The 22,266-nt window shown below is 46.4% G+C and carries 13 protein-coding genes; 5 read left to right on the forward strand and 8 right to left on the reverse strand.

The genetic code is table 11. The features are described from left to right. Positions 1 to 263: 263 nt before the first annotated feature. The 6 genes from rhaM to ACYRYG_RS08995 form a co-directional block, all read right to left on the reverse strand. Positions 264 to 584 (reverse strand): L-rhamnose mutarotase, encoded by a 321-nt coding sequence (gene rhaM, locus ACYRYG_RS08970; RefSeq protein ID WP_293415818.1) that lies wholly within the window; start codon positions 582 to 584, stop codon positions 264 to 266. 176 nt (positions 585 to 760) lie between these two features. Further along, positions 761 to 2,260 carry a sugar-binding domain-containing protein gene (locus ACYRYG_RS08975; protein ID WP_293427798.1) on the reverse strand — a complete coding sequence of 500 codons (1,500 nt, stop codon included), beginning with the start codon at positions 2,258 to 2,260 and terminating at the stop codon, positions 761 to 763. Positions 2,261 to 2,652: 392 nt separating this feature from the next. Beyond that, complete coding sequence (locus ACYRYG_RS08980) at positions 2,653 to 4,410, reverse strand: RagB/SusD family nutrient uptake outer membrane protein (RefSeq protein ID WP_293423634.1); 1,758 nt, start codon at positions 4,408 to 4,410, stop codon at positions 2,653 to 2,655. Between the two features lie 25 nt (positions 4,411 to 4,435). Next, entirely contained in the window at positions 4,436 to 7,432 is a 2,997-nt protein-coding gene (locus ACYRYG_RS08985; protein ID WP_460198019.1) for a SusC/RagA family TonB-linked outer membrane protein, read from the reverse strand. 52 nt (positions 7,433 to 7,484) lie between these two features. Continuing rightward, positions 7,485 to 9,491, reverse strand: a complete 2,007-nt coding sequence (locus tag ACYRYG_RS08990) for a RagB/SusD family nutrient uptake outer membrane protein (protein ID WP_460198020.1) — start codon at positions 9,489 to 9,491, stop codon at positions 7,485 to 7,487. A gap of 20 nt (positions 9,492 to 9,511) precedes the next feature. Beyond that, on the reverse strand, positions 9,512 to 12,598 hold the full coding sequence (locus tag ACYRYG_RS08995; RefSeq protein WP_460198021.1) for a SusC/RagA family TonB-linked outer membrane protein: 3,087 nt from the start codon (positions 12,596 to 12,598) through the stop codon (positions 9,512 to 9,514). A 790-nt stretch (positions 12,599 to 13,388) separates the two neighbouring features. Between ACYRYG_RS08995 and ACYRYG_RS09000 the strand changes: the two genes are divergently transcribed. Beyond that, on the forward strand, positions 13,389 to 14,159 hold the full coding sequence (locus ACYRYG_RS09000; protein WP_293425362.1) for an MBL fold metallo-hydrolase: 771 nt from the start codon (positions 13,389 to 13,391) through the stop codon (positions 14,157 to 14,159). Between the two features lie 63 nt (positions 14,160 to 14,222). Here the strand turns inward: ACYRYG_RS09000 and axeA1 are convergent, their stop codons facing one another. Both axeA1 and ACYRYG_RS09010 read right to left on the reverse strand, forming a co-directional pair. Beyond that, a complete protein-coding gene (axeA1, locus tag ACYRYG_RS09005; RefSeq protein ID WP_293423644.1) occupies positions 14,223 to 15,617 on the reverse strand; it encodes an acetylxylan esterase AxeA1 in 1,395 nt (464 codons plus the stop codon). Between the two features lie 62 nt (positions 15,618 to 15,679). Continuing rightward, on the reverse strand, positions 15,680 to 17,005 hold the full coding sequence (locus ACYRYG_RS09010) for a rhamnogalacturonidase (protein WP_294077270.1): 1,326 nt from the start codon (positions 17,003 to 17,005) through the stop codon (positions 15,680 to 15,682). A 231-nt stretch (positions 17,006 to 17,236) separates the two neighbouring features. Here ACYRYG_RS09010 and sppA point away from each other — a divergent pair, with 231 nt between their 5' ends. From sppA to thiL, 4 genes are all read left to right on the forward strand, one after another. Next, positions 17,237 to 19,009 (forward strand): signal peptide peptidase SppA, encoded by a 1,773-nt coding sequence (gene sppA, locus ACYRYG_RS09015; protein WP_293415800.1) that lies wholly within the window; start codon positions 17,237 to 17,239, stop codon positions 19,007 to 19,009. 41 nt (positions 19,010 to 19,050) lie between these two features. Beyond that, the gene (gene lpxK / locus ACYRYG_RS09020; RefSeq protein WP_294728957.1) at positions 19,051 to 20,298 is read left to right on the forward strand and encodes a tetraacyldisaccharide 4'-kinase; all 1,248 of its coding nucleotides are present in this window, start codon (positions 19,051 to 19,053) and stop codon (positions 20,296 to 20,298) included. After that, on the forward strand, positions 20,183 to 20,992 hold the full coding sequence (locus tag ACYRYG_RS09025) for a purine-nucleoside phosphorylase (protein WP_460198022.1): 810 nt from the start codon (positions 20,183 to 20,185) through the stop codon (positions 20,990 to 20,992). The genes lpxK and ACYRYG_RS09025 overlap by 116 nt, the downstream gene beginning before the upstream one ends. A 62-nt stretch (positions 20,993 to 21,054) precedes the next feature. After that, positions 21,055 to 22,167: a thiamine-phosphate kinase gene (gene thiL / locus ACYRYG_RS09030; protein WP_460198023.1), complete on the forward strand. Its 1,113-nt coding sequence runs from the start codon at positions 21,055 to 21,057 to the stop codon at positions 22,165 to 22,167. The last annotated feature ends 99 nt before the right edge of the window (positions 22,168 to 22,266 follow it).

The following is a 22,266-nucleotide window of genomic DNA, read 5'->3' on the forward strand; positions in this document are numbered from 1 at the left end:
TCTTTCTCTTGAGCCACCACAGAACAGTTCAGAAGGACATACGTTTCGTACTTACTAAAAAGAGGAACGGATAGGCTAATCATCATATTCAAGAACTGGCTTGTCCGGTCCTCCCTGGATTTTATCCGCAAATGTGAACAAAATCCGGTACAGGCGACACAAGCCAGTGTAAAAAGTCATGAACACAAAGATCTGATGAACAGTAATCAAACATCTCTGCATTTTCATCAGTCTGTCTCAAATACAGGATCCCGCATTTGAGTTTACTTCAAATGGAAAAGTTCTTTTAAGGGTACACTTACCGGAGAATGATCCTTGTTTGTATCCATGAGGTCAGCCATCATATCCCACCATTTCTGGGTCACCGGGTCGACATGGCTGGTATCCTGAGTATTAACATCTTTATTACATTCCTGATAAGCAAACAAAAGGTTAGTTTCCTTATCCCAGAAAATACTGTAGTTGCTGACGCCCTGGTCTTCCTTGATCATTTTCACCATCTCAGGCCAGATCGCAGCATGACGCCGGGCATACTCTTTTTCACAACCCGGTTTCAGATACATTTTAAAAGCAAATCGTTTCATAGTCCTTCGTTTTTGATATTGTTTCAGTTATTATTTCCGTTCATACCTCTCCTTCTTTCCAAAGGAGAAGAAATTACTTAAACTCCATACACTCCCTTCGCCTCCATGCTTAAAAGTCTATCGGAATCCCCCTTCTCCAGATGCCAGGGCCCTCAAAGATCCATGAATCCGGGATTTTATCTCTGCAAGAAAGCAGGTGCAGTCCCATCCCCGCCCCGAGAGTCTCCGGCCGACTTCTCTTCACCCGTCTGTTCCAAAGCCAAACGATTGTCATCAGCAACTTCGCAATAGATTCTCCGAGGATCATACCGGGACATTTGCCTAATCCAGCCTTCATCCTTCTTCAAGGTCTTTCCATAAGAATCATTGGCAGCAAACATCATTACAAAACTCGGATGATTACCATAAATATCCACAATATGCTTGCTTTCTCTCACCCTGTTCTGCTCTGCCAGCGTCTCCCCGGGACTACTCCCTACGGCATACGGCCAGGCAGGGCCCTCCATTTCCAGATAAAATCCCAGACAGTCAGCAGCGGTAAAAGCAGCTTCAGGAGGAAAATGATGATGGAAACGAATGACATTGATCCCCTGTTCCTTATAATGCTTAAAGAGATTAAACCAGAAATCCACATCCGTGGAAAGATAGGCGGTCAAGGAGAAATCACTATCAGCTACTGTTCCGTGAAACGAAACAGACCGGCCATTGATATAGTATTCTCCTCCCTTGGCACTGATGTCACGAACCCCGAAAACAGTAGACATCGTATCTCTCTTGATCACCACACCAAGTTCATAAGTGTTCGGATGAAACTCATCCCACTTATCCAAGAAACAGGAGAGATGATATTCCCGTGACTCCGCTCCATCCTGACCAGGTCGGCCTTCCACGCCTAGCACCTTGACAGGACTATCCTCAAGCAAGAACTTTAATCCCTTTTCAAAACCCTTATCACCTTGCAAGAAAACCTGAAGGGAATGTTTCTGCTCATCATACTCCCCTACTCTGACCTTCAAGACCGCCTGCTTCGCCCTTGCCAGCAACTCTATTCTTCCACCAATACCATTCCAGTTACCTTTCTCCACCGAAGATCCTGTGCCCGAATCTGTATCCAAAGCCAGACTTCTGATCCCATTATTGACCTCAACAGCTATCTGATTCATGCCGCCAAAAGATAAAGAGGATGTAATATCATATTGATAGGGTAAAGAATTCATCAAGGACTGTCCTACCTTGCTGCCATTAACATAAACAGTTGTTGCCACATGCGGTTGTCCCAGGAACAGGATGACACGAGACCGCTTCCATTCCTTAGGAACACAGACGGATTTCCAATACCACACGGTACCTACATAGTTAGTTTCAGGCTCAGATAAGGACGCCAGCCGTGCCACTCCAGACCGATGAGGCCTGGCCATAAAAGAATCGAGGAAATAACTGGAATCATTGAGCAGATTTGTCTCTTTCAACGCCAGGGGCATCAGACCTCCCTCACGATTTGTCAGGAGAAAACCAGGCAGGGAAATCCTTCTCCCCACCTTATGAATGAGAGAGGAAGGTGCAGTAATCTCGTCAGTGGTATACCACCAGTAACCGGCAAGATCTATTTTTTCCTGTGCATTAACCCTTATGGAAAGCAGAGCAAAAAGCGCAAAAAAGAAGTACCATTTCTTCATGTCTACATCATTTAAAAGGATATCCTTCCCCTCTGTTCTTTACAGGATTTCCCCTTAGAAAAACATCAATGGAAGAATCATCTCTCCGGCAGATTCCTTTCGGAAACAAATCTTTTCATGGTTCAGCAACACTACAAGTCGTTCGTGGTCCTGGACTTGTCTTATAAAGGACAAATTTAATAAATTATTCAGATTAAAACAACATTTTTAATAGTTTTTATTCTTTTTTCTTCAAGACTGGTAAAAAGTCAAGGACAGGATCAGGCAAGGCCCCATGACTCCCAGAGATGGAAAACAAACAAGAAAAAAGGACCGAGATTTCCATCCCGGTCCAGGCTAAATCAACCATTTATGATTTCAACAGACAACCGTTGTCTCAGAAATCATATCCTCTATTTCCCCCATCCGGGATTCTGTGTCAGATTACCCTTAGCCTTGAGAATATCAATCTGCGGGATCGGGAAGAAATACATTTTATCATCCCATTCACGAGTTTGATAATCAGGACGATAGACCAATGATCCATCACTGTTCTTCGTGATCTTAAGTTCCTTTACTTTCTTGAAATATTCATCAGCCTCTTTCCAGCGGCGGACATCAAAGAAGCGCTGGTCCTCGAAGCACATTTCCACAAAGCGCTCATTCTTATACTTCTCCCAGAACTCCTCGTTGGTCATCGTGGACGGCAATGCTGGCATGTTTACTCCCGGTCTCTGTCGAATGATGTTCACAGCCTGAAGAGCAGAGAGCAGACACCCCTTGGGAACAGCAGTATAGGAACCGGTAGCACGGAAGGCAGCCTCAGCATAGTCCAGATAGATTTCGCCCAGCCGGAATGTCATCCATGAATGGCGGGAAGTCTTCTTCCGTCCTGTAGCAGAAAGATCCAGACTCCCGTCCAGGAGTTTTTTCAAGTAATAACCGGTAGGAGTGCCGCCGACTTTCGGCTCTCCGCTGATCCCGCCATAGAAGGTCTCAAGTCCGTCACTATTAGCTATCGGCCATCCCTTTTCGCCATTTACCGCAAAAACCATGGCAAAACGAGGATCACGGTCTGCAAAAGGATTCTTCGGATCAAAAGTCGGATCCTTGCTTTCAAATCCCGTATCCGTCAAGACCACATCATAGCCGTTCCTGGTCTGGAAAGCCTCGGCAAGTGTCTCACTCGGGCAGTTACCGCCCCCACCGGCACTGGCTATACCCACAGGGAAATTTCTGGACTCCGGTTTTCCATAATCATCCACACGACGCGCATAGATCAGTTCAGGATTATTGCTGTTCCCAGGCATAAAATTGTTCGGTCCCCAGTTACTGTTATAAGCTCCTAAATGAATACCCTGGATAGCCGCTGAGTCCAGCACAGCCTGGCAGGTCTGAGCAGCCAGCAGGTATTTGTCATTGTGGGAGCCGTCCGTATTGAAAAGCGGGCTGGCAGCATACAGGGCGGCACGTGCCTTCAGGGACATAGCGACCAACTTGTTGAAACGACCAGTCTCAGCAGGGCTCATGGTGTTGGAGCCTAAATTTGTATAATCCATCGGGAGATGATCCTGAACGGAGTCACAAGTAGCAATAATGGAATCCAGCACATCCTCTGCCGGCATCTGTTTCAGGACATTCCTCTGCTCTGCAGTCAGGTTAGCCGTATAGTAAGGTATGGCCCCATACTGACGGACCAGGAGGAAATAGAAATAAGCCCGAAGCAGTTTTACCTCGTATGGGAATCGCTTGTACTGAGCCAGATTACGGTAATAATTATCCGTATTCAACTGATCCTTAAAGTCCAGATCCTTGAAGTTGTACAGGAAATCATTGCAATCAGCGATGGCATAATAACTGGCCCCCCACTGAGCAGACAAAGGATCAGAAGGGCTCCAGGAGCCATTAAAGAAATCATTGACTGAAGCACTGGTATTGCAATACACAGCCTCATCAGAGGCTGAAGCGAGCATCCCCCCTCCATAATTGTCACCATAATCATAATCCAGTTGACAATAGATATTGGAAACCAGGCCATCTACCCGGTCATAAATCCGGGAGATATAATCCTTGTTCACATTATCATACTCATGATAGTTGAGTTGGTCACTGCAAGAGACCAGGACGAGGGGTACACAAGCTATGCCGAATATAATTTTATTGATTTTCATTGTGTCTTATATTAATCATCCAACATTAGAAATCGAAACTGAGACCTGCTACTACACTTCTGGTCAGAGGACGCAACGTGTTATAGGTTTCAGGATCAGCGATCTTGATATGATCGAAACAGAGGAGATCGACGCCACGGACGTAAAACTTTGCCTTGCTTACGACTTTCAGATGATGAAGCAGGGAAGCAGGGAAATTATAATAAGCCTCGACATAGCGGAGTTTCAGGAAAGAACGATCCAGCATCCAGAAACTGCTGTTCCGGTAGTTGTTCGGACTGCTCTGGTAAGCCAGACGCGGATATTTGGCATTCTGGTTCTCCGGTGTCCAGCGATGATCGTAATATTCCTTGGAGATACTTGTACTTGCGGTTAGCGGGCGGACAAGGAGACTACTCATCATTGCCGAATAATGCCCCGTCCCCTGAAAGAGCGCGTCCATACCAATACCTTTATACTCAGCACCGAGTTTGAAAGAATAGTAGATTTCAGGACAAGTTGTATTATAGCCGATAGCCTTGACATCATTTCCATCGATCACGCCGTCACCATTGACATCCTTGTACTTGATGTCACCAGGGTAGACAGCCCCGAAGTTCTGTTTCGGACTGGCATCAATATCCGCCTGATCCTTGAACAAGCCAATGGCCTGAAGACCTTCCAGTTGTCCGTAAGGTTTACCGGTCATGACCAGATTCGAGTAAGCACGAGGCTCCTCAAGCATATTCTTGACAATATTCCGATTGTAAGCAAAGTTGCCGCCGAAATTAAAAGTCCAGCCGTCAGCCATCGTCTTGATCCAGTTGATCCCTAACTCCACGCCATGGCTGTTGATCTGGCCGGCAGCCTCGTACGGAGCATCTTCACCTAAAATGGTCGTATACTTTCCCCCGGCAGAGAACCAGATATTGTCACGATGCTGGAGATAATAATCAAAGGTCAGGTCCAGTCCGTCAAGAACAGTGGCATCAAAACCGACATTAAATTTATAAGCCCGCTCATGCTTTTTAGCCTCACTGGCCAGACGAGCCATTTCATAACGTCCGTTACCATAGCCGAAGTCCGTTCCTGTACGATAGCCGTTCCCGGAACCCTGGTAGAGTTGTTCCCAATAATCATTCACAGGTATAGCATCCACGTTCTGTACTCCCCAGGAAGCACGAAGTTTCAGGAAGTTAAGCCAACTGACATTCTTAGCCCAAGGCTCATCAGAGATCAGCCAGGCTGCTGAAAAAGCAGGTGACAGAGTCCACTTATGCCCCGGTGCCAGCACATTGCTCCCTTCATAAACCCATGAAGTATCAAAGAAATAACGGTTCTTGAAACCATAATGTGTATAAAAGGAACCTCCCAAACGATAATTAGTGGTATTCAAGCCCTGATAGTTTTTGTACTCATATTCCCACCGAGCCTGCGCATAGATGGAATGTTCACCGAAAGTGCGGTCGTATGCCATCTGGAGATAGTAATTAAACAATTTATTATAACTGCTCAAGCTTGAACCTTCATCCATGGCGGTAGAGTTTACCGTATACAGATAGTTGGACGTTGAGGCGACCGAGCCATCGGGTTCCCACCCCGTTACCGATTCCATGCCATAGTTATAGAGCCGGGAGTGATCCTCCGTAATCAACGAAGTATTATCGTAGGCCAGACGGAAAGAACCGGTAAGTCCCTTCAGGAAAGAATCAAAATTCTGCGTCAGCTCCATATCAGCATCAAAGGTATGACGGTGGTTCTTGCTGTAGGCAGCACCGACGGCCTGAGCTACAGGATTCATTGTCCCGGCAAACTGAGAGTTTCCTCCCCATGTTCCATCTGCCGTTTTTATAGGAAACGCACCAGAGGGAACATTATAAATATCCGACCAAAGGTCAGCATTATTCCCCGGATAATTGGATTCCGCAAGGGTGCCGAGCAAGTGGATCGTCAGCTTGGTCTTCGGGCTCAGGTCTATATCCCAGTTGGAGCGGATATTAGCCTTCTGGTATTTTTCCTGAGTAGAATAACCGTCATTCTCATTCGGCTGTTTCGTAAAACCATTGCTGTTGACCAGATTGAAGAAAGTATAATAACGGAATTTCAAGCCACCACCACGGAAACTGAGATTGAAATTATCCGTTGAGCAAACATCACGGAACACCTCATCCAGCCAGTTCACATTAGGGAAATTATAAGGCAGGGTACCATTCTTATAAGCATTCAGTGAATTCTCATCAAATACCGGTGTAGAGCCCTCATTCGCACGGGCCTCATTCACCGCGCTGGCGTAGGTATAGCCATCTACGAAAGACGGACGACGCTCCATCCAGTTGAACAAGTGCTCATAGGAAGCATGTATCTCTTTCTTATTATACAGTCCATGCTTGGTAGTGATGACCAGCACTCCGTTAGCCCCTTTATAGCCATAGAGAGCTGCCGCTGCCGCATCCTTCAGGACAGTAACATTCTCCACCTCTTCAGGTGTAATATCCGTGATCTCACGTTCTATACCATCGACAATGATCAGAGGATGGCTGCTCGTACTCTGGATACCACGGATATAATTAGACGTGGAAGTACCTCCAAAACGGGAAGATTCCTGAAGGGTCTGCAAGCCGAGGACCTGACCGAACAAGTCCTGGCCGACATCCTTCGTAGAACGCTTATCAATGTCTGCGCCCCACGCCCCGGCCACACTTCCGGTGGACTCACGCTCCGTGAGGATCTTACCGGAGCCATTGTCTACCGGCCGAGAAGAATAGCCAAACTTCACTACTATGGGTTGATTTCCCGAAACCTTTACCATTTTCTCACTCTGGTTAGGCGCTTCCACCTTTAACACCTCACCACCAGCAAGAGAAAAGGAACCATCCTTTGCAGTAGAAACGATCCGGTCAGGATGATTGACATCTATGACGACAGCCCCCGATACCGGTTTGTTCCATTGGTCAAGTACTACTCCCTTGATATCTTCCTTCTGAGCTGCCATTGGCAAAGAAAGAGCGACGAACAATGGAACCAATATATTTTTCTTATTCATTATTTTCAAACTTAATGATTAATATTCATACTTGGATTAATATGAAAGAGAATTACCATCCGGGATTCTGGACCAGTCCATAACCCTTATTGACTTCTGTCAACGGCCAAGGCTCCAGATACCATTTCGGATCAAATCCATCCGTCCACCAGATACGAGTCCGCTTCACTTCCTGCGTCTCATACTTGAACTTTGTGGGATACTTGATATGATGCTTCTGGTTATATCCAAACCACCGCGTCTCCTCGCTTAATCCATACGGAGTACCGTCATCATGAAGCGGATAAGTCAATAATTTATGAACCGGTTGCTCAAAGATATCTGCCCGCTTGTAACGGATCAGGTCAAAATAGCGGGTATCTTCCAGACCGAGTTCACAGACACGTTCCTGAAGAAGACGGTTCAGAAGTTGATCCTTGTTCGTCGACAGATGCTCATCCGGATAGGCAGCCTCCAGTCCTTCGAGTCCCACACGGGCCCGGACCTTGTCTATCAGCGCAATAGCCCCCTTCAGATCACCCTTCTGCAGTTTTGCTTCCGCATAGGTCAGATAGATGTCACTCAGGCGGAGATAGCACCATTGGATCTGATAGGGAGAACGGATACCGTCCGCATTACAGTAATATTTCTGGTTACCCAGGCCCGTGCCAAACTGACTTGTAGCTTCAGTGATGGAAGCATTGGCAAAGGCAGCCTCATTATATCCTCCATTTACGCCAGATGCACCTCCGCCAATCCACATCTCACGCATACGGCCACTCAGATTTCCAGTAGCCTCATCCATACTGGTAGCCTCACCGCAGACGAGCATAGTCTCATACAAACGGGGATCGCGGGTATAGTGCACATGAGTAGCATCACCTCCACCAGTGGTGAACATGGTATCCTTCGGGGCATCCGTCATCTGAGCCCAGTTGAACGGTCTCCCATCAGCCCATCCGAACATCGTCATATAATCAAAGGTCGGATTGGTACTGCAACGACCTATCGCCTGCCAGGAATGCCAGGCGTATGTACTCAACTTATAAGAATCAATGTCAACTACACGGGTAAAATGCAGGATTTCAGGACTCTTGGCATTATAATAAGCTTTACGGAAAGCATTACAATAGTCCTGAGGGCGATGGCCATCGGCCTGTACCAGAGCATAGCCTCCACGGGCATCTAACTCTGTAAAGAAATCCTTACAGGCATTGTATAAGGAATCCCACAGTTCCGGTTTGTACCCTCCATACCAGACCAGGTGCTGCTTTTCAGCATCAGAAGTGCCCCCATAGTATCCTTCACTGGAATTAAACAACGGAGAAGCGGCAAATTGCCAGATCTTGCACTTCAGGGCCATTGCCCCGGCTCTCGTCCAATGGCCCGCATCCGACTCCGGGTTAGCTACTGTCCAGGGCAGATAAGGAATAGCCTGATTCAACAGACTGATCATATAGTTGACCGTCTCTTCAACGGTAGCCCGAGGGAGATGATAGGTAGCATCCGTACCACTGAAGGTACTCTTGATGATCGGCATCCCACCATAGAACTTGAAGGCATCAAAATATTTGGCAGCCATCAGGCATTTTGCTTCTGCCTTATACTCAGCTTTAGTAGCCGCATCCATATCGGGCACCCGATCTACATTCTCTATTAACAGCCAGCAATTATGAATGGCCTCAAAAGTGTTATTGCATCGATAATCAAACAGCAGACCATCCCCACCATAACTAGAATTCAATGTCCCCGTATAGTATGCAATACTACCCGGCTCATTGGAGAAATTGCTCAGATAACAGTCTGTCATGTCATCAAACTTCGTAGCATAAGTAGAGTATGTATATGGAAAACTATTGGAATGTTTATACGGTAACCCATAGTACTGCAGGGAATAGATCCCGGCCAGGAACTGTTTGGTATATTCAGCGCTGTTGAAGACCGTATCCTCTGTGACATCACCACTGGGAGCTTTTTCCAGGAAAGCGCTCCCGAATTTAATTTCATCGGTACAGGAGACTGCAGAAAGGATGACACACCCAAGTACTGCAACAAATATACCCTTATTTATTAATTTCATAGGACGTTTTGAATTTAGAATTAGAAATTAATCTGAAGACCTAAAGAATAGGTTTTGGTTAATGGATACTGTGGTGCATCATTTACCTGAGACTCCGGGTCCCCCCACTTGAAACTGGTAAAGGTAAGCATGTTATAACCACTGAAAGAAACGGCACATCTCTGGATTTTCAGTTTCTGCAGGAACGGGAAGTGAAGATTATAAGAAATGATAAAGGATTTCAAGCGCAGATAACTTGCATTCACCTCGTAGAGCGTAGAATTAATATAGTTCTGTGCTGCAGCCCGGTCACCGGTAGGACGTGGATAGAACGCATCCGTGTGATCCTCTGTCCAGGTATTATCATACATATATTGTAGCAGACCTCCCATATCATTGTCTACATTACTATGGAACGGACGCATAAAAGTTCCTCCCAACATACGGGAGACACCAAAGGCCCCGGTCCAACGCGCTGAAACACTCAGGTCTTTCCAGGTAAAACCGGTATTGAAACCTAAAATGAAGTGCGGGTCATCGGTATTCTTGCTCAGCCCACGGCTGGCATCATCAGAATCAATCTTACCATCATGGTTCAGATCAACATAGACAGCATCGCCCGGCCTGAGATCGGAGATAAACTGTGTCGGGAAAGGTTCACCGAATTCTTTCTGATAATCTGCTTCACATCCTTTATAATAGAAGCGCCAGAATTTATACAGGGAACGTGCTCCTATACGATGCCCTTTTGCCATCTGATAAGCATAGTCCTGAGGAGCTTCCTTCTCTTCCAGAATCTTGTTCTCATTATCAGACAGGTTAAGACCGAGATCATAGCTAAAATCATTAGTTATACGGTCATTCCAGGAGAGGGAAACTTCCCATCCCCAACTCTTCACCTTACCCAAATTGGCAGCAGGAAGAGTAAATCCTATCAGGTCCGGAGCGGTCTGGTCGTACAGTAAGATATGATCACGATGCTCTACATAGTAATCAAAGGTCGTTCCCAGTCTGTCTTTGAAGAAACGCAGGTCGATACCATAGTTCTGTTTATGTGCTTTTTCCCAAGTCACATCAGGGTTATTACGGGCAGCCTCAAGGGCAGCATTCTGGATAGCCCCGCTGATACCGAAGTCGTATGCACGGCCGCCACGGTTAAGCAGTGAAGTATTATTGATATAATAGGGATCCGGAAGATACATAAATCGTTGTCCACCTATCTGGTCATTTCCGACTACACCGTAGGTGACACGGAGCTTACCGAAAGAAACGATCCTGGTAATCGGCTTGAGCCAGGGTTCATCGGTGAACACCCAGCCTGCACTGACTGCGGGGAACTTACCAAAACGCTTGTTCTTGGCAAAGTTTTCTGAGCCATTATACCCGAAGTCAAACTCAGCCATATAGCGGTTGTTCCAGTCGTATGCCAGACGTCCCACCAATCCTACATAACCCGTCGGGATGGCAGGATAAGAACTCGGATAGTAAGTTTTGCTCTGGTTATAAAGGAGCAAGGCTCCGACATGGTTCAGTCCGAAGTTATGATCATAGTTGATACTGGCATCCATGTACCAGTTACGACCCTTCCCCGTACTGGTAGAGTAATGCATGACATCCAGGGCACCATTCATCTTATAAGCAATATTCTGAGTCCCGTCTGCATTGGTAGTGACAACGGGAGTATAAGTAGGCAGCGACTGAGAGCAGTCTGTATCAGCAGTAAAAGAACTGTTATAGGATCCTTTCAACTGGAAAGAAAGTCCAGAGATAATAAAATCGAGTTTCTGCTTTAAGATCATATCCACATCCAGGGTATTGACACTCTGCTTGTCATAACCGGCACCATAGTAGTTGGCACCTGTAGCTCCCTGGAAAGGCAGCCAACTACAAGTACCGTCAAAGACGACATACTTACCGTCAATGATTCCAGGACTGGAGAACGGAGTCGTATAATAGAGGTTCTTGAAAAATCCGGTAGGTCCCTGTGAACCAAGAGGATTGCGCTTATTACTCACAATACCGCTGAGGTTCATGGAAAGGGTTGTCGAGGAGGTGACGTCCAGATCCAGGTTGGCACGATAATTAAAACGCTGGTAACTGTAATTGTTATCGTATGGTTGTGTCAACTTATGGAACATACCGTCCTGGGTAAAGGCTCCCACGGAAATAAAATACCGGGCGTCCTTCGTACCCCCTGATATGTTCATATTATGCTGGGTCTGAAGCGAAGACTTGTTCAGCACAAAATTGATCCAGTTCATGTCCGGATAGAGGACTGGATTACTGTGCGTCTTGAAAGCCTGGATGACAGCGTCTGAGAAAACCGGAGTAAAAGTTGGATTTGAGGCTGTCGGCGTAAAATCATACTGGTCGCGCAAGTTGCGGAAGGTGGCATACTCGTATGAGTTAGCCAATTTCAATGGTTTTGACGGGGCAACCACACTCCAGTTGGTTGAGAAGGACACTCTGGCCTTACCTTCCTTGCCGCGCTTTGTTGTCACCAGGATGACACCGTTTGCACCACGTACACCGTAGACTGCCGTAGCAGAAGCATCCTTCAAGACCGTAATGCTTTCAATATCATTCGGATCGAGATCATTGAAGGAACGCTCCACGCCATCCACCTGCAGCAAAGGAGCCTGGCCGGACGAGTTGAAGGTCCCCTTGCCACGAATATACAATGCGGCAGCATCAGAACCAGGCTCACCACTCACCTGCACCGAAGAAAGACCGGTCACGGCACCGGCGAGCATATTATTGATGGATCCTGTAGGAGTCTCCGCCAACTCATTTCCAGAGACACTGGAGACGGCACCGGTCACGGTTACCTTTTTCTGTACACCATAGCCCACGACCTGTACCTCCTGGATCTGATTGACATCTGAGGCCAGGGAAATTCTCATCCCACCTGCCTTGGCGGTAAATGTCTTCGGCTTGAATCCGATATAAGAGACCGTGAGTTTCATCCCCGGTTTGGCAACAACTTTAAAGTCACCGTCCAAATCGGTCACTGAACGGGCTTTCCCATCCACAGAAATCGTGGCGCCGATGACCGGATCGCCGTGATCATCGACAACTGTACCTGTAATCTGATCCTGTGTTTGCGCGTATGCTGGACTACTGCACATAAAACAACATACGAATACAAAACAAGCTATCAGAACAGGAAAATAGAAATTGAATCTACTTCTTGAATTCATAGACTTACTGATTATTTATTGATCAAAATTATTATACGATTCACTTTACCTTCAGACCTGTCATCAGACAAGAGGTCATTCCGGAATTTGTTTTAGTTTTTTTATTTGACTGTTATCGGCAAAAAGGAATCATGTTGAGAGCGGACAGTGTTTGTTTAATTTTATATATGTTGTGCAAAGATAATAAAAAATTAGCACTTAAGGGAAATCTTTTAAGCATTTGCTCAGACTATTCAGAGGTTCTGCTCAATAAACAGATCTGAATGGTCCTTTTCCCTCCGTCTCAGGTATTGTCCTTCTACTGAAATCCATTTTAACAGGATAAAATGAATTCTATTTTATCCGAAACAGATACCATGAGATGGATCTAAGATACAACATCGATGCATTTTTTGTTTGTTTTGTAGGTGAAGTTTTCATGACGTTTTAATTTTTAGTTACTTGTACGATAGATTAATAGTCTTTAACGCTGCAAAAATAATTAACTTTCTAATACCATACCGTATAAATTTGTTCAAATACTATTCTTTTTGTTCAAAAGTAAGTATTTTCAGATCTTTCTCAAGCTAAAAGGAGAAGGAAACGATACAAATCAGATCCTTTGAAGCACTTTTTTAACGATTCATTCTTTGAGGCCACCGATTATTTAGCTATTTTTGTAACGGGAATCTCCTCTAGGACTTTCCACAACTCAAGAGTCAACAAAATTTTCATAATTATGAATGACCATTTTCACCGCCTGAAACAAATATCCTTCATCCTTTTGGCATTCCTGTCCGTCTTTCTCACAAACGCCTGTCACAGGATTGCTTCAGGAGCAGATATTTACATAATGAAAGATGGGAAGAAACTGATTGTCACTCCCATCAAACACGCCTCAGTTGAGATGAACTATGATGGTCTTGAATTTGAGATAGACCCGGTGGCTAGCAATGTCCCCCCTATTGTAGAATATTTCGATAAACCGAAAGCCGATTACATACTCGTAACCCACAAGCATGATGATCACTTTGACAAATCCGGGATTCTGGCACTGACCGATGGCTCTAAGACACAGATTCTCATGGATGTAAGCAGTTGGAACCGCTATTATCATCGTGGAATGCACATCTCAAATGGACAGAAAGCCATCCTGGGGAATGGCATCACGGTATATGCCGTCCCGGCCTATAATATCACGAAGAAATACCGGAAAATTCATCAGAAGGGAATAGGAAACGGCTATGTCATCGACTTTAATGGTTTCCGTGTTTACATTGCGGGAGATACAGAACTGATCCCGGAGATGAAGCAACTGAAGCATATTGATATAGCCTTCCTGCCCTGTAACCAACCTTATACAATGACCCTTAAACAGTTACGTGAAGCCGTTCTGCTCATCCGCCCTAAAGTAGTTTATCCCTATAATTGGGGGAAGACTAAACCAGAAGCGATCGAGAAGGCCCTCCGGGGAGTCCCTTCGGAAGTAAAGATGAAGTATTTCAAATAAAAAATCCCCCTGCCGATGATTTCGACGGGAGGAGTAAATTGATACTGATTCAAAAAATCAGTATCAACGCTTTTCCTGCAGAACTGCCATCACAAGCTCTGCTAATTTTTCTGCACCTTTGGCAGTAGGATGAATTCCGTCTTTCTGCTGAAGTTTGGCATAAGGTCCATAAGCGGTGTGAAGATCCATCAACCGGCACTTGTTTTTCTTAGCCAATGTGCGGATAACAGGATTGATACCATTTACGATTACACTGTCATTGATATTCCATGTCGGCTTAAAGGCAGGAATAGGTGTAGCCAGATAAATTACAGGATGTGAAGGAAGCATCTTCAAAGAATCAATCATCTGTTGCATATCCTTCCTGAAATCCTTTCCATAACGCCAGTTCTCAGGCTTGGAATCATTCGTTCCCAAGCTAATGATCACTATCTGGGGGCGAAAAGCCAGGGCATCCTTCCACTGGCGCTCACGCATATAAGGAAAATCACCCTTATTCAGCAGTGTACGCGCAGATACCCCGAAGTTCTTCACGAGATACCCGGCACCCAGATCCTTTTGCAGATCAGCAGGATAACCTTTCTCAGAAGACATATCAATGCCAAATCCTGCCGTAATACTATTGCCGATACAGGCTACACGAAGAGCATCACGATAAGGGACAGGATGAGTTGCGAGCCAGGAGGACAGATCATCCAGCATCTGGTCATGATAAGGAAAGGTCGTCCGGAATCCGAAACCATGTCCGCCAGTGGGATAGACATACAAGGCACAATCGTTGCCAGCGTTCCGCATGGCCGAATAATAAGCCACCCCGTTCTGCACAGGAGGCACTCCCCCGTCATCATTCGCCAGGAAGACGACCGCAGGAGGAGTCTGATGGACACGTACCTGGCGATCGTTGGAAAAATCCTCTACCAATCGCTCGTCCGGTGATTCCCCCAGGAAATTGTCCCTTGAACCCTGATGACAGCCTTTCCCCATCGTAATGACTGGATAGAAAAGGATGGAGAAATCAGGACGTACGTCATAACCGGCATGAGTACTGAGCGTTGAAGCAAGATGGCCGCCAGCAGAAAACCCCATGATCCCCACATCATAAGGATCAATCTGCCATCTGGCGGAAGAATCACGCACCATTTTCATCGCCTGTTCAGCATCACTTATCGGAAGAGTACGATCACCATGAGGCATACGGTATTTCAGGACAAAATAACTGATGCCCCGATGGTTGAAGAAATCAGCCCATTGATACCCTTCATTGTCGATTGCCAGATGCGTGTATCCTCCTCCCGGACAATCCACGACAGCCCTTCCGGAAGGATGGGCGGGCAGATAGCAAGTTAAAGAGGAAGCCCCGTCAGGGGTGATATTCAGTACAAACTTCCGTGCGGTCTGGGCAGCAGAAGACAATGCTATCAATAGCAGGAAACCAGATAAGATATTTCTTTTCTTCATTACCTATATATATTATTGACACGATTCTGATCCTTAGTCCAAACGGATCAGTCTGTTGCCATTTAGAATTTCTTTCCGTTGATAATCACTTTCTTAACGATTGAATTCGGTATCAGATCCGGATCAAAGGCATTCTTTTCATCCGTCACATTAATATTCTCAAAGGTAAAATGATCCAACTGATACTTATCGCTCGTGCTGACATCAAAGAAATTCTTACAGTTGATCCGGATATTCTTCATCACGATATGATGACAACGGCTCAAGGGCATATCGTCGCGCCGTTCAGGTTTGAAGAACTGGCTCCAGGGACGCACCACCAGAAAATCTTCGGCCTTCCCGGTAAAGCCATCCACGGTCACATAGCCATACTGCTGGGGAGTATCCGGACGTAACTTGAGCCATAACACACGTTGTGCATGATCAGCATAGCAGTGCCTGAGGACAACATTATGGTCTTCTATACTCTCACTGCCCAAAGTCAGACAGCCATGGACTGTCCCGTAATGACAGTTTTCGATCAGGATATTCCGGTTCGGCCCGTCTGTACTGTCCTTGTCCGCCCATGTTCCTTTACCGCCCTTCATGACGACGGCATCATCATTGACATTCATGTAACAACCATTGATCAGGACATCATGGCAGAAATCAACATCAATAGCATCCGAACTGGGAGCTTTTACCGGACCAGAGGTCGGCGCATAGATATAGCAGTGAAGATAGCGCACATGATTACTGCGATAGAGATGATTGGTCCAGAAGGCGCTGTTCACCAGACGGACATCCTGAAGGGTAACATTCGTACAATTCGAGATATAGACAAGCCGGGGACGTAAGGCTTCCTTATTCGTACACTGCGGATTCCACTGCCGGCGGATCCAGAATTCCTGCCAGTAATTGAAGCCATTCCCGTCAATCGTCCCCTCTCCGGCAATCGTAAAACCATTAAGTCCATCTGCATTGATAAGGGCAGCAAAATAGGAACAGGTCTGTCCCTCAATACGGGTCTTGACAATAGGGTAATTAACGATCCGGTCACTGCCCTTCAACTTTCCGCCTCTTTCCAGATAAAGATTCGTCCCCTGACGGAAGAATAAGGAACCCGTGAGGAAGGTGCCTTCAGGAATGACAATTACTCCTCCTCCATTCCGGGCAGCCTTATCAATCACTGCCTGAATTTGTCTGGTCTGGATAATCGTACTGTCACTCCTGACCCCATAGTCCGTAATGACATAACGGGTACCGAGTCGGCCTGCATCAACCTTGGTGGTATCGGAAAACCAAGCCTCCATAGGCGTGCCGTCAGGCCATAACTCTTTCTTTTCTTTTGCCGAAACTGACAAAACGGTCAGTAGCATAAATGTACAGGATAACAGGATTTGTTTCATAGATTAAAGTATTTTGTTGTTTGTTCGGCCATCATCGGCCATTCCTTCCTTGCGTTTCTTTTCGTATAAGATTACCGGCAAAGGTAGCAATATTTTTTCAGAGTATGTTTGCTTGATTTGATAAATAACCTTTATTTTTGACTTTTCTCAGAAGAAAAACTCGTTTCTTCATTTTTTATTGCTAACTTTGTTGATAACAAACAACTTTTGGATTTTACGACAAAGAATAGTATGAAAGATTTCTTCAAAAACGTCCTTGCCACCATTGCAGGTATATTTGGTTTCGGACTCGTTCTTTTCATCTTCGGTTTATTGGGTTTAGCCGGCATTATCGCCTCTGAAAATTCCCCGAAGAAAATAGCAGACAATTCCGTTCTGGTGCTCAATCTAAAGGGTACGATTCAAGAGCGGGTAGATAATGACCTGTTGAGCAAACTGACCGGAGGCGAGGCCAGTCAGATCGGACTTAACGATCTTCTCTCATCTATCGCCAAAGCCAAGGAAGATCCTCATATCAAAGGAATTTATATTGAGACAGGAGCACTGATCAATAATTATGGCACCCTGCAGGAGTTGCGCAACGCTTTGGCTGACTTCAAGAAAAGCGGCAAATGGATCATTGCCTACGGGGATATGTATACCCAGGGAGCTTATTACGTCGCTTCTCTGGCTGACAAGATCTACCTGAATCCGTCTGGCATGATCGACATCCATGGCATCGGGGCACAACCGATGTATATCAAAGACCTGGCTGCCAAATTCGGCATCCATTATCAGGTCATCAAGGTAGGTGCTTACAAGAGTGCCACGGAAGCTTACACCTCTGACCGGATGAGCAAGGCGAACCGTATCCAGTTAACAGCCATCATCAATGGCACATGGAAAACTGTCGTTAATGCCATTTCGGCCAGCAGACATATCAGCCGGGATTCCATCAATGCTTACGCTGACCATCTCATCCTCCTGGCTGATGCGAAGAGCTACAAGAAAGACAAACTTGTAGATGGCTTTCTCTATGATGATGAAGTAAAGAACGTTGTAAAGAAACAACTGGGCCTCGATAAGGATCAGACTATTTCACAGGTAAGTCCGGAAGAAATGGACAAAGCTGACCGACATAACCACGGAGGACAAGTCGCCGTCTACTATGCAGAAGGGGAGATCGTCCTCAATAATACTGCCAGCAATTTTGTCAGCCAGGATGCTATCGTCTCTACAAAAGTTTGCAAGGATCTGGAGAAACTCAAGGATGATGATGACGTGAAGGCAGTGGTGATCCGACTGAACTCACCCGGTGGCGATGCCTACGCTTCTGAACAGATCTGGCATGCCGTAACAGAACTGAAAGCCAAAAAACCGGTAGTGATCTCCATGGGAGATCTGGCTGCCAGCGGAGGCTATTACATGAGTTGTAATGCCAACTGGATCGTGGCTCAGCCTACCACACTCACGGGGAGCATCGGCATCTTCGGCGTCTTCCGTGACCTCAGCGAACTGGGTACTAAAAAACTCGGATTACATTTCGACCAGGTAGAAACCAACAAACATTCGATTTTCGGGGATACCTGGGCACGGCCTCTAGACACGGAAGAACTCAGACTACTCGCCGGGAATATCCACCGGGGATACCAACTGTTCCGCTCTCGGGTAGCCCAGGGAAGGAAAATGACAATTCCACAAGTGGAACGTATCGCACAAGGACACGTTTGGCTGGGTATGGATGCCATCAAATTAGGATTAGTGGACCAACTCGGGGGCACAAATGTGGCAGTAGCCAAAGCTGCCCGCCTCGCTCATCTGAAGACCTATCACACGAAAGGCTATCCGCAACCTGGTGACTGGACGGACCGGTTCATGAAAGAAATCCAACACGGGAATAATCTTGACGAATCCGTAAAAGCAGCTCTAGGTGACTACTATGAACCGTTCTTATTACTGAAGGAACTGAACACTCATCAGGAATTGCTGCAGGCAAGAATGATCAATAATATTCAAATACGCTGAAATGAACCCTCTTAAGGATAATCTTAATCATAGAGAAAGGAATGAGAACTGAAGGAGATTTCATCAAGATCAATGAATGGCTGTTACCATTAAGTTGGCTGTATAGCTTAGGTGTACGTTTCAGGAACTGGCTGTTTGACGTTGGCCTATTGAAAGCCAGGGCCTATGACATACCCGTCATCTCAGTAGGAAATATCACTGTCGGGGGATCAGGAAAGACACCTCACGTGGAATACCTGGTCAGTTTGCTCCAGGACTCCTTCCAGGTCGCTGTCCTGTCACGAGGCTACAAACGTAAAAGTCATGGCTATATCCTGGCAGATGCAGATACGAAAATGCCGGAGATAGGTGACGAGCCTTATCAGATGTACCGGAAATTCCATCATCTCTATGTGGCTGTAGACAAGAACCGAAGAGAAGGCATCGAACAGTTGCAGTCGGACCAACAGACAAAAGACGTAGATGTCATTCTCCTGGACGATGCTTTCCAGCACCGTTTCGTCCAACCCGGCATCAATATCCTCCTCATTGATTATCACCGGCTCATCATCTATGACAAACTCCTGCCAGCAGGCAGACTCCGGGAGCCGGAATGTGGCAAGAACCGTGCAGACATCGTTATCGTCACAAAATGCCCGAAGGATCTCAAACCGATGGAATTCCGGGTACTCACAAAGGCTTTAAACCTCTATCCTTATCAGGAACTTTATTTCACGACCCTCGACTATTGTGATCTCCAGCCGCTGTTCAGGCATTCGGCAGAAAATGCCGGCACAGATACACAAAGGCCCAATGATCCGTATGATACCCGGAAAGGATGCCGGAAGGGACGTTCCCTGACGTCAATCCAGGGACAGCACGTGCTCCTGCTCACGGGCATCGCCTCTCCCAAGCAGATCATGCAGGACCTTACCGAGATAGAACCTGCTGACATCACACCTCTCACCTACTCTGACCACCATAATTTCAGCCTGAAGGATGTTCAAAAGATCAATAAGACTTTTGCAGCTCTTTCGGAACCGAAGGTCATTATCACCACTGAAAAAGATGCTGCCCGATTGCAAGGGGCCAGCGGACTCAGCGAGGAGGTGAAAAGAAATCTCTTCGTCCTCCCTATCCGCATCCGTTTCATGCTGGATGAAGGAGAAAATTTTAATCAAAAGATCATAAGTTATGTTAGAAAAAATTCAAGAAACAGCATCCTGGTTAAAGACAAGGATGAAAACAAATCCAAAGATAGCCATCATTCTGGGCACCGGACTAGGACAATTAGCTTCAGAGATAACTGACAGTTATGAATTCCCTTACACGGACATCCCTAACTTCCCCGTCAGTACGGTGCAGGGCCATGCCGGCAAACTGATTTTCGGCAAACTCGGCGGAAAGGATATTATGGCTATGGACGGTCGTTTCCACTACTACGAAGGATATACCATGCAGGAGGTCACCTTCCCGGAACGTGTCATGCACGAACTGGGCATACAAACTCTCTTCGTCAGTAATGCGTCAGGAGGAATGAACCCCAACTTCAAGGTGGGTGACATCATGATTATCACTGACCATATCAACTTCTTTCCGGAACACCCTCTACATGGCGTCAACCTTCCTGGTTATGCTCGTTTTCCTGATATGCATGAGGCTTATGACCACCAATTGATCACCCTGGCTGACAGGATCGCTGAAGAAAAGGGAATTCCCGTACAACATGGGGTATATATAGGGGTGCAGGGACCAACTTTTGAGACACCGCATGAATACCGGATGTACCATATCCTGGGTGCAGATGCCGTAGGCATGAGCACGGTGCCTGAGGTCATTGTGGCGCGGCACTGCGGCATCAAAGTATTTGGAGTCAGCATTATCACGGACCTCGGCGGCTTCGATGTGCCGGTACAAGTCAGCCATGAGGAAGTCCAGGAAGCAGCTAACTCGGCCGAGCCACACATGACAGAGATCATGAGAGAAATGATCAGACGCAGTTGACCTCTGACTCTCCTGGCCTTTGAAGAATCGTTTAATTCATATTTTAATTTAGCTGTTATCGAATGGAAATATCCGAACTCGGAGAATTCGGTCTCATTGACCATCTCACGAAAGACATCAAGATAAAGAATAAAGAGACCCTATATGGTGTAGGAGATGACTGCGCCGTACTGGACTATCCGGACAAGGAAGTACTGGTCACCAGTGATATGCTGATGGAAGGGATCCACTTTGACCTGACTTACATAGATATGCAACACCTGGGCTACAAGTCGGCCATGGTCAATATCAGTGACATCTTTGCCATGAACGGGACGCCAAAACAGATGATCGTCAATGTGGCCTTGGGCAAGCGCTTCAAGGTGGAAGACCTGGAAGAATTCTACAAAGGTCTCCGAGCTGCCTGTGACAAATGGAATATAGACATCGTAGGCGGTGACACCTCCCCTTCTTATACGGGCCTGGCCATCAGCATCACCTGCATCGGAGAGGCCACCAGGGAGGACATCGTCTACCGCAATGGCGCCAATGAAACGGATCTGGTCTGCGTAACGGGGGATCTCGGGGCAGCCTATATGGGACTCCAACTCCTCGAACGTGAGAACAGTGTCTATTATGGGCAGATCAATGATCTGAGGGAAAAGATTAAGGAAGCAGAAAAAGAGAAAGATGCTCAGAAGGAACACCAACTCCGGGCTGACCTCTCTGCCATGGACGGTTTCCAACCGGACTTCTCCGGCAAAGAGTATCTGATCCAGCGCCAGCTTCAGCCGGAAGCCCGCGGTGACATGATCAGCAAACTCCGGGATGCGGGCATCAGACCGACGGCGATGATGGATATTTCTGACGGCCTCAGCAGTGAGTTGCATCATATCTGCAAGCAGAGCCATTGCGGCTGCCGGATTTATGAGAAAGAGATTCCTATAGATTATCAAACCGCCGTGATGGCAGAGGAGTTGAACATGAACGTGACGACCTGCGCCCTCAATGGTGGCGAAGACTATGAACTTCTGTTCACTGTCCCTATCGGGGATCACGAAAAGGTGAGCGCCATGGAAGGTGTCAGACAGATCGGCTATATCACAAAAGAAGAACTGGGACTCAAACTGGTGACACGTGATCAGAATGAATTTGACATTCCTGCTCAGGGATGGAATCCGCTCAAACAGCAGTGAATGCAGAAACCATCCTAGAAATCCGCATTGTTAATAAACATTAACGGGCATGATTTTTCTCCTGTGCTTTTCTTCAGTGTGGATTTTTCTTCTTACCTT

This window comes from Segatella asaccharophila (genome assembly GCF_054687055.1).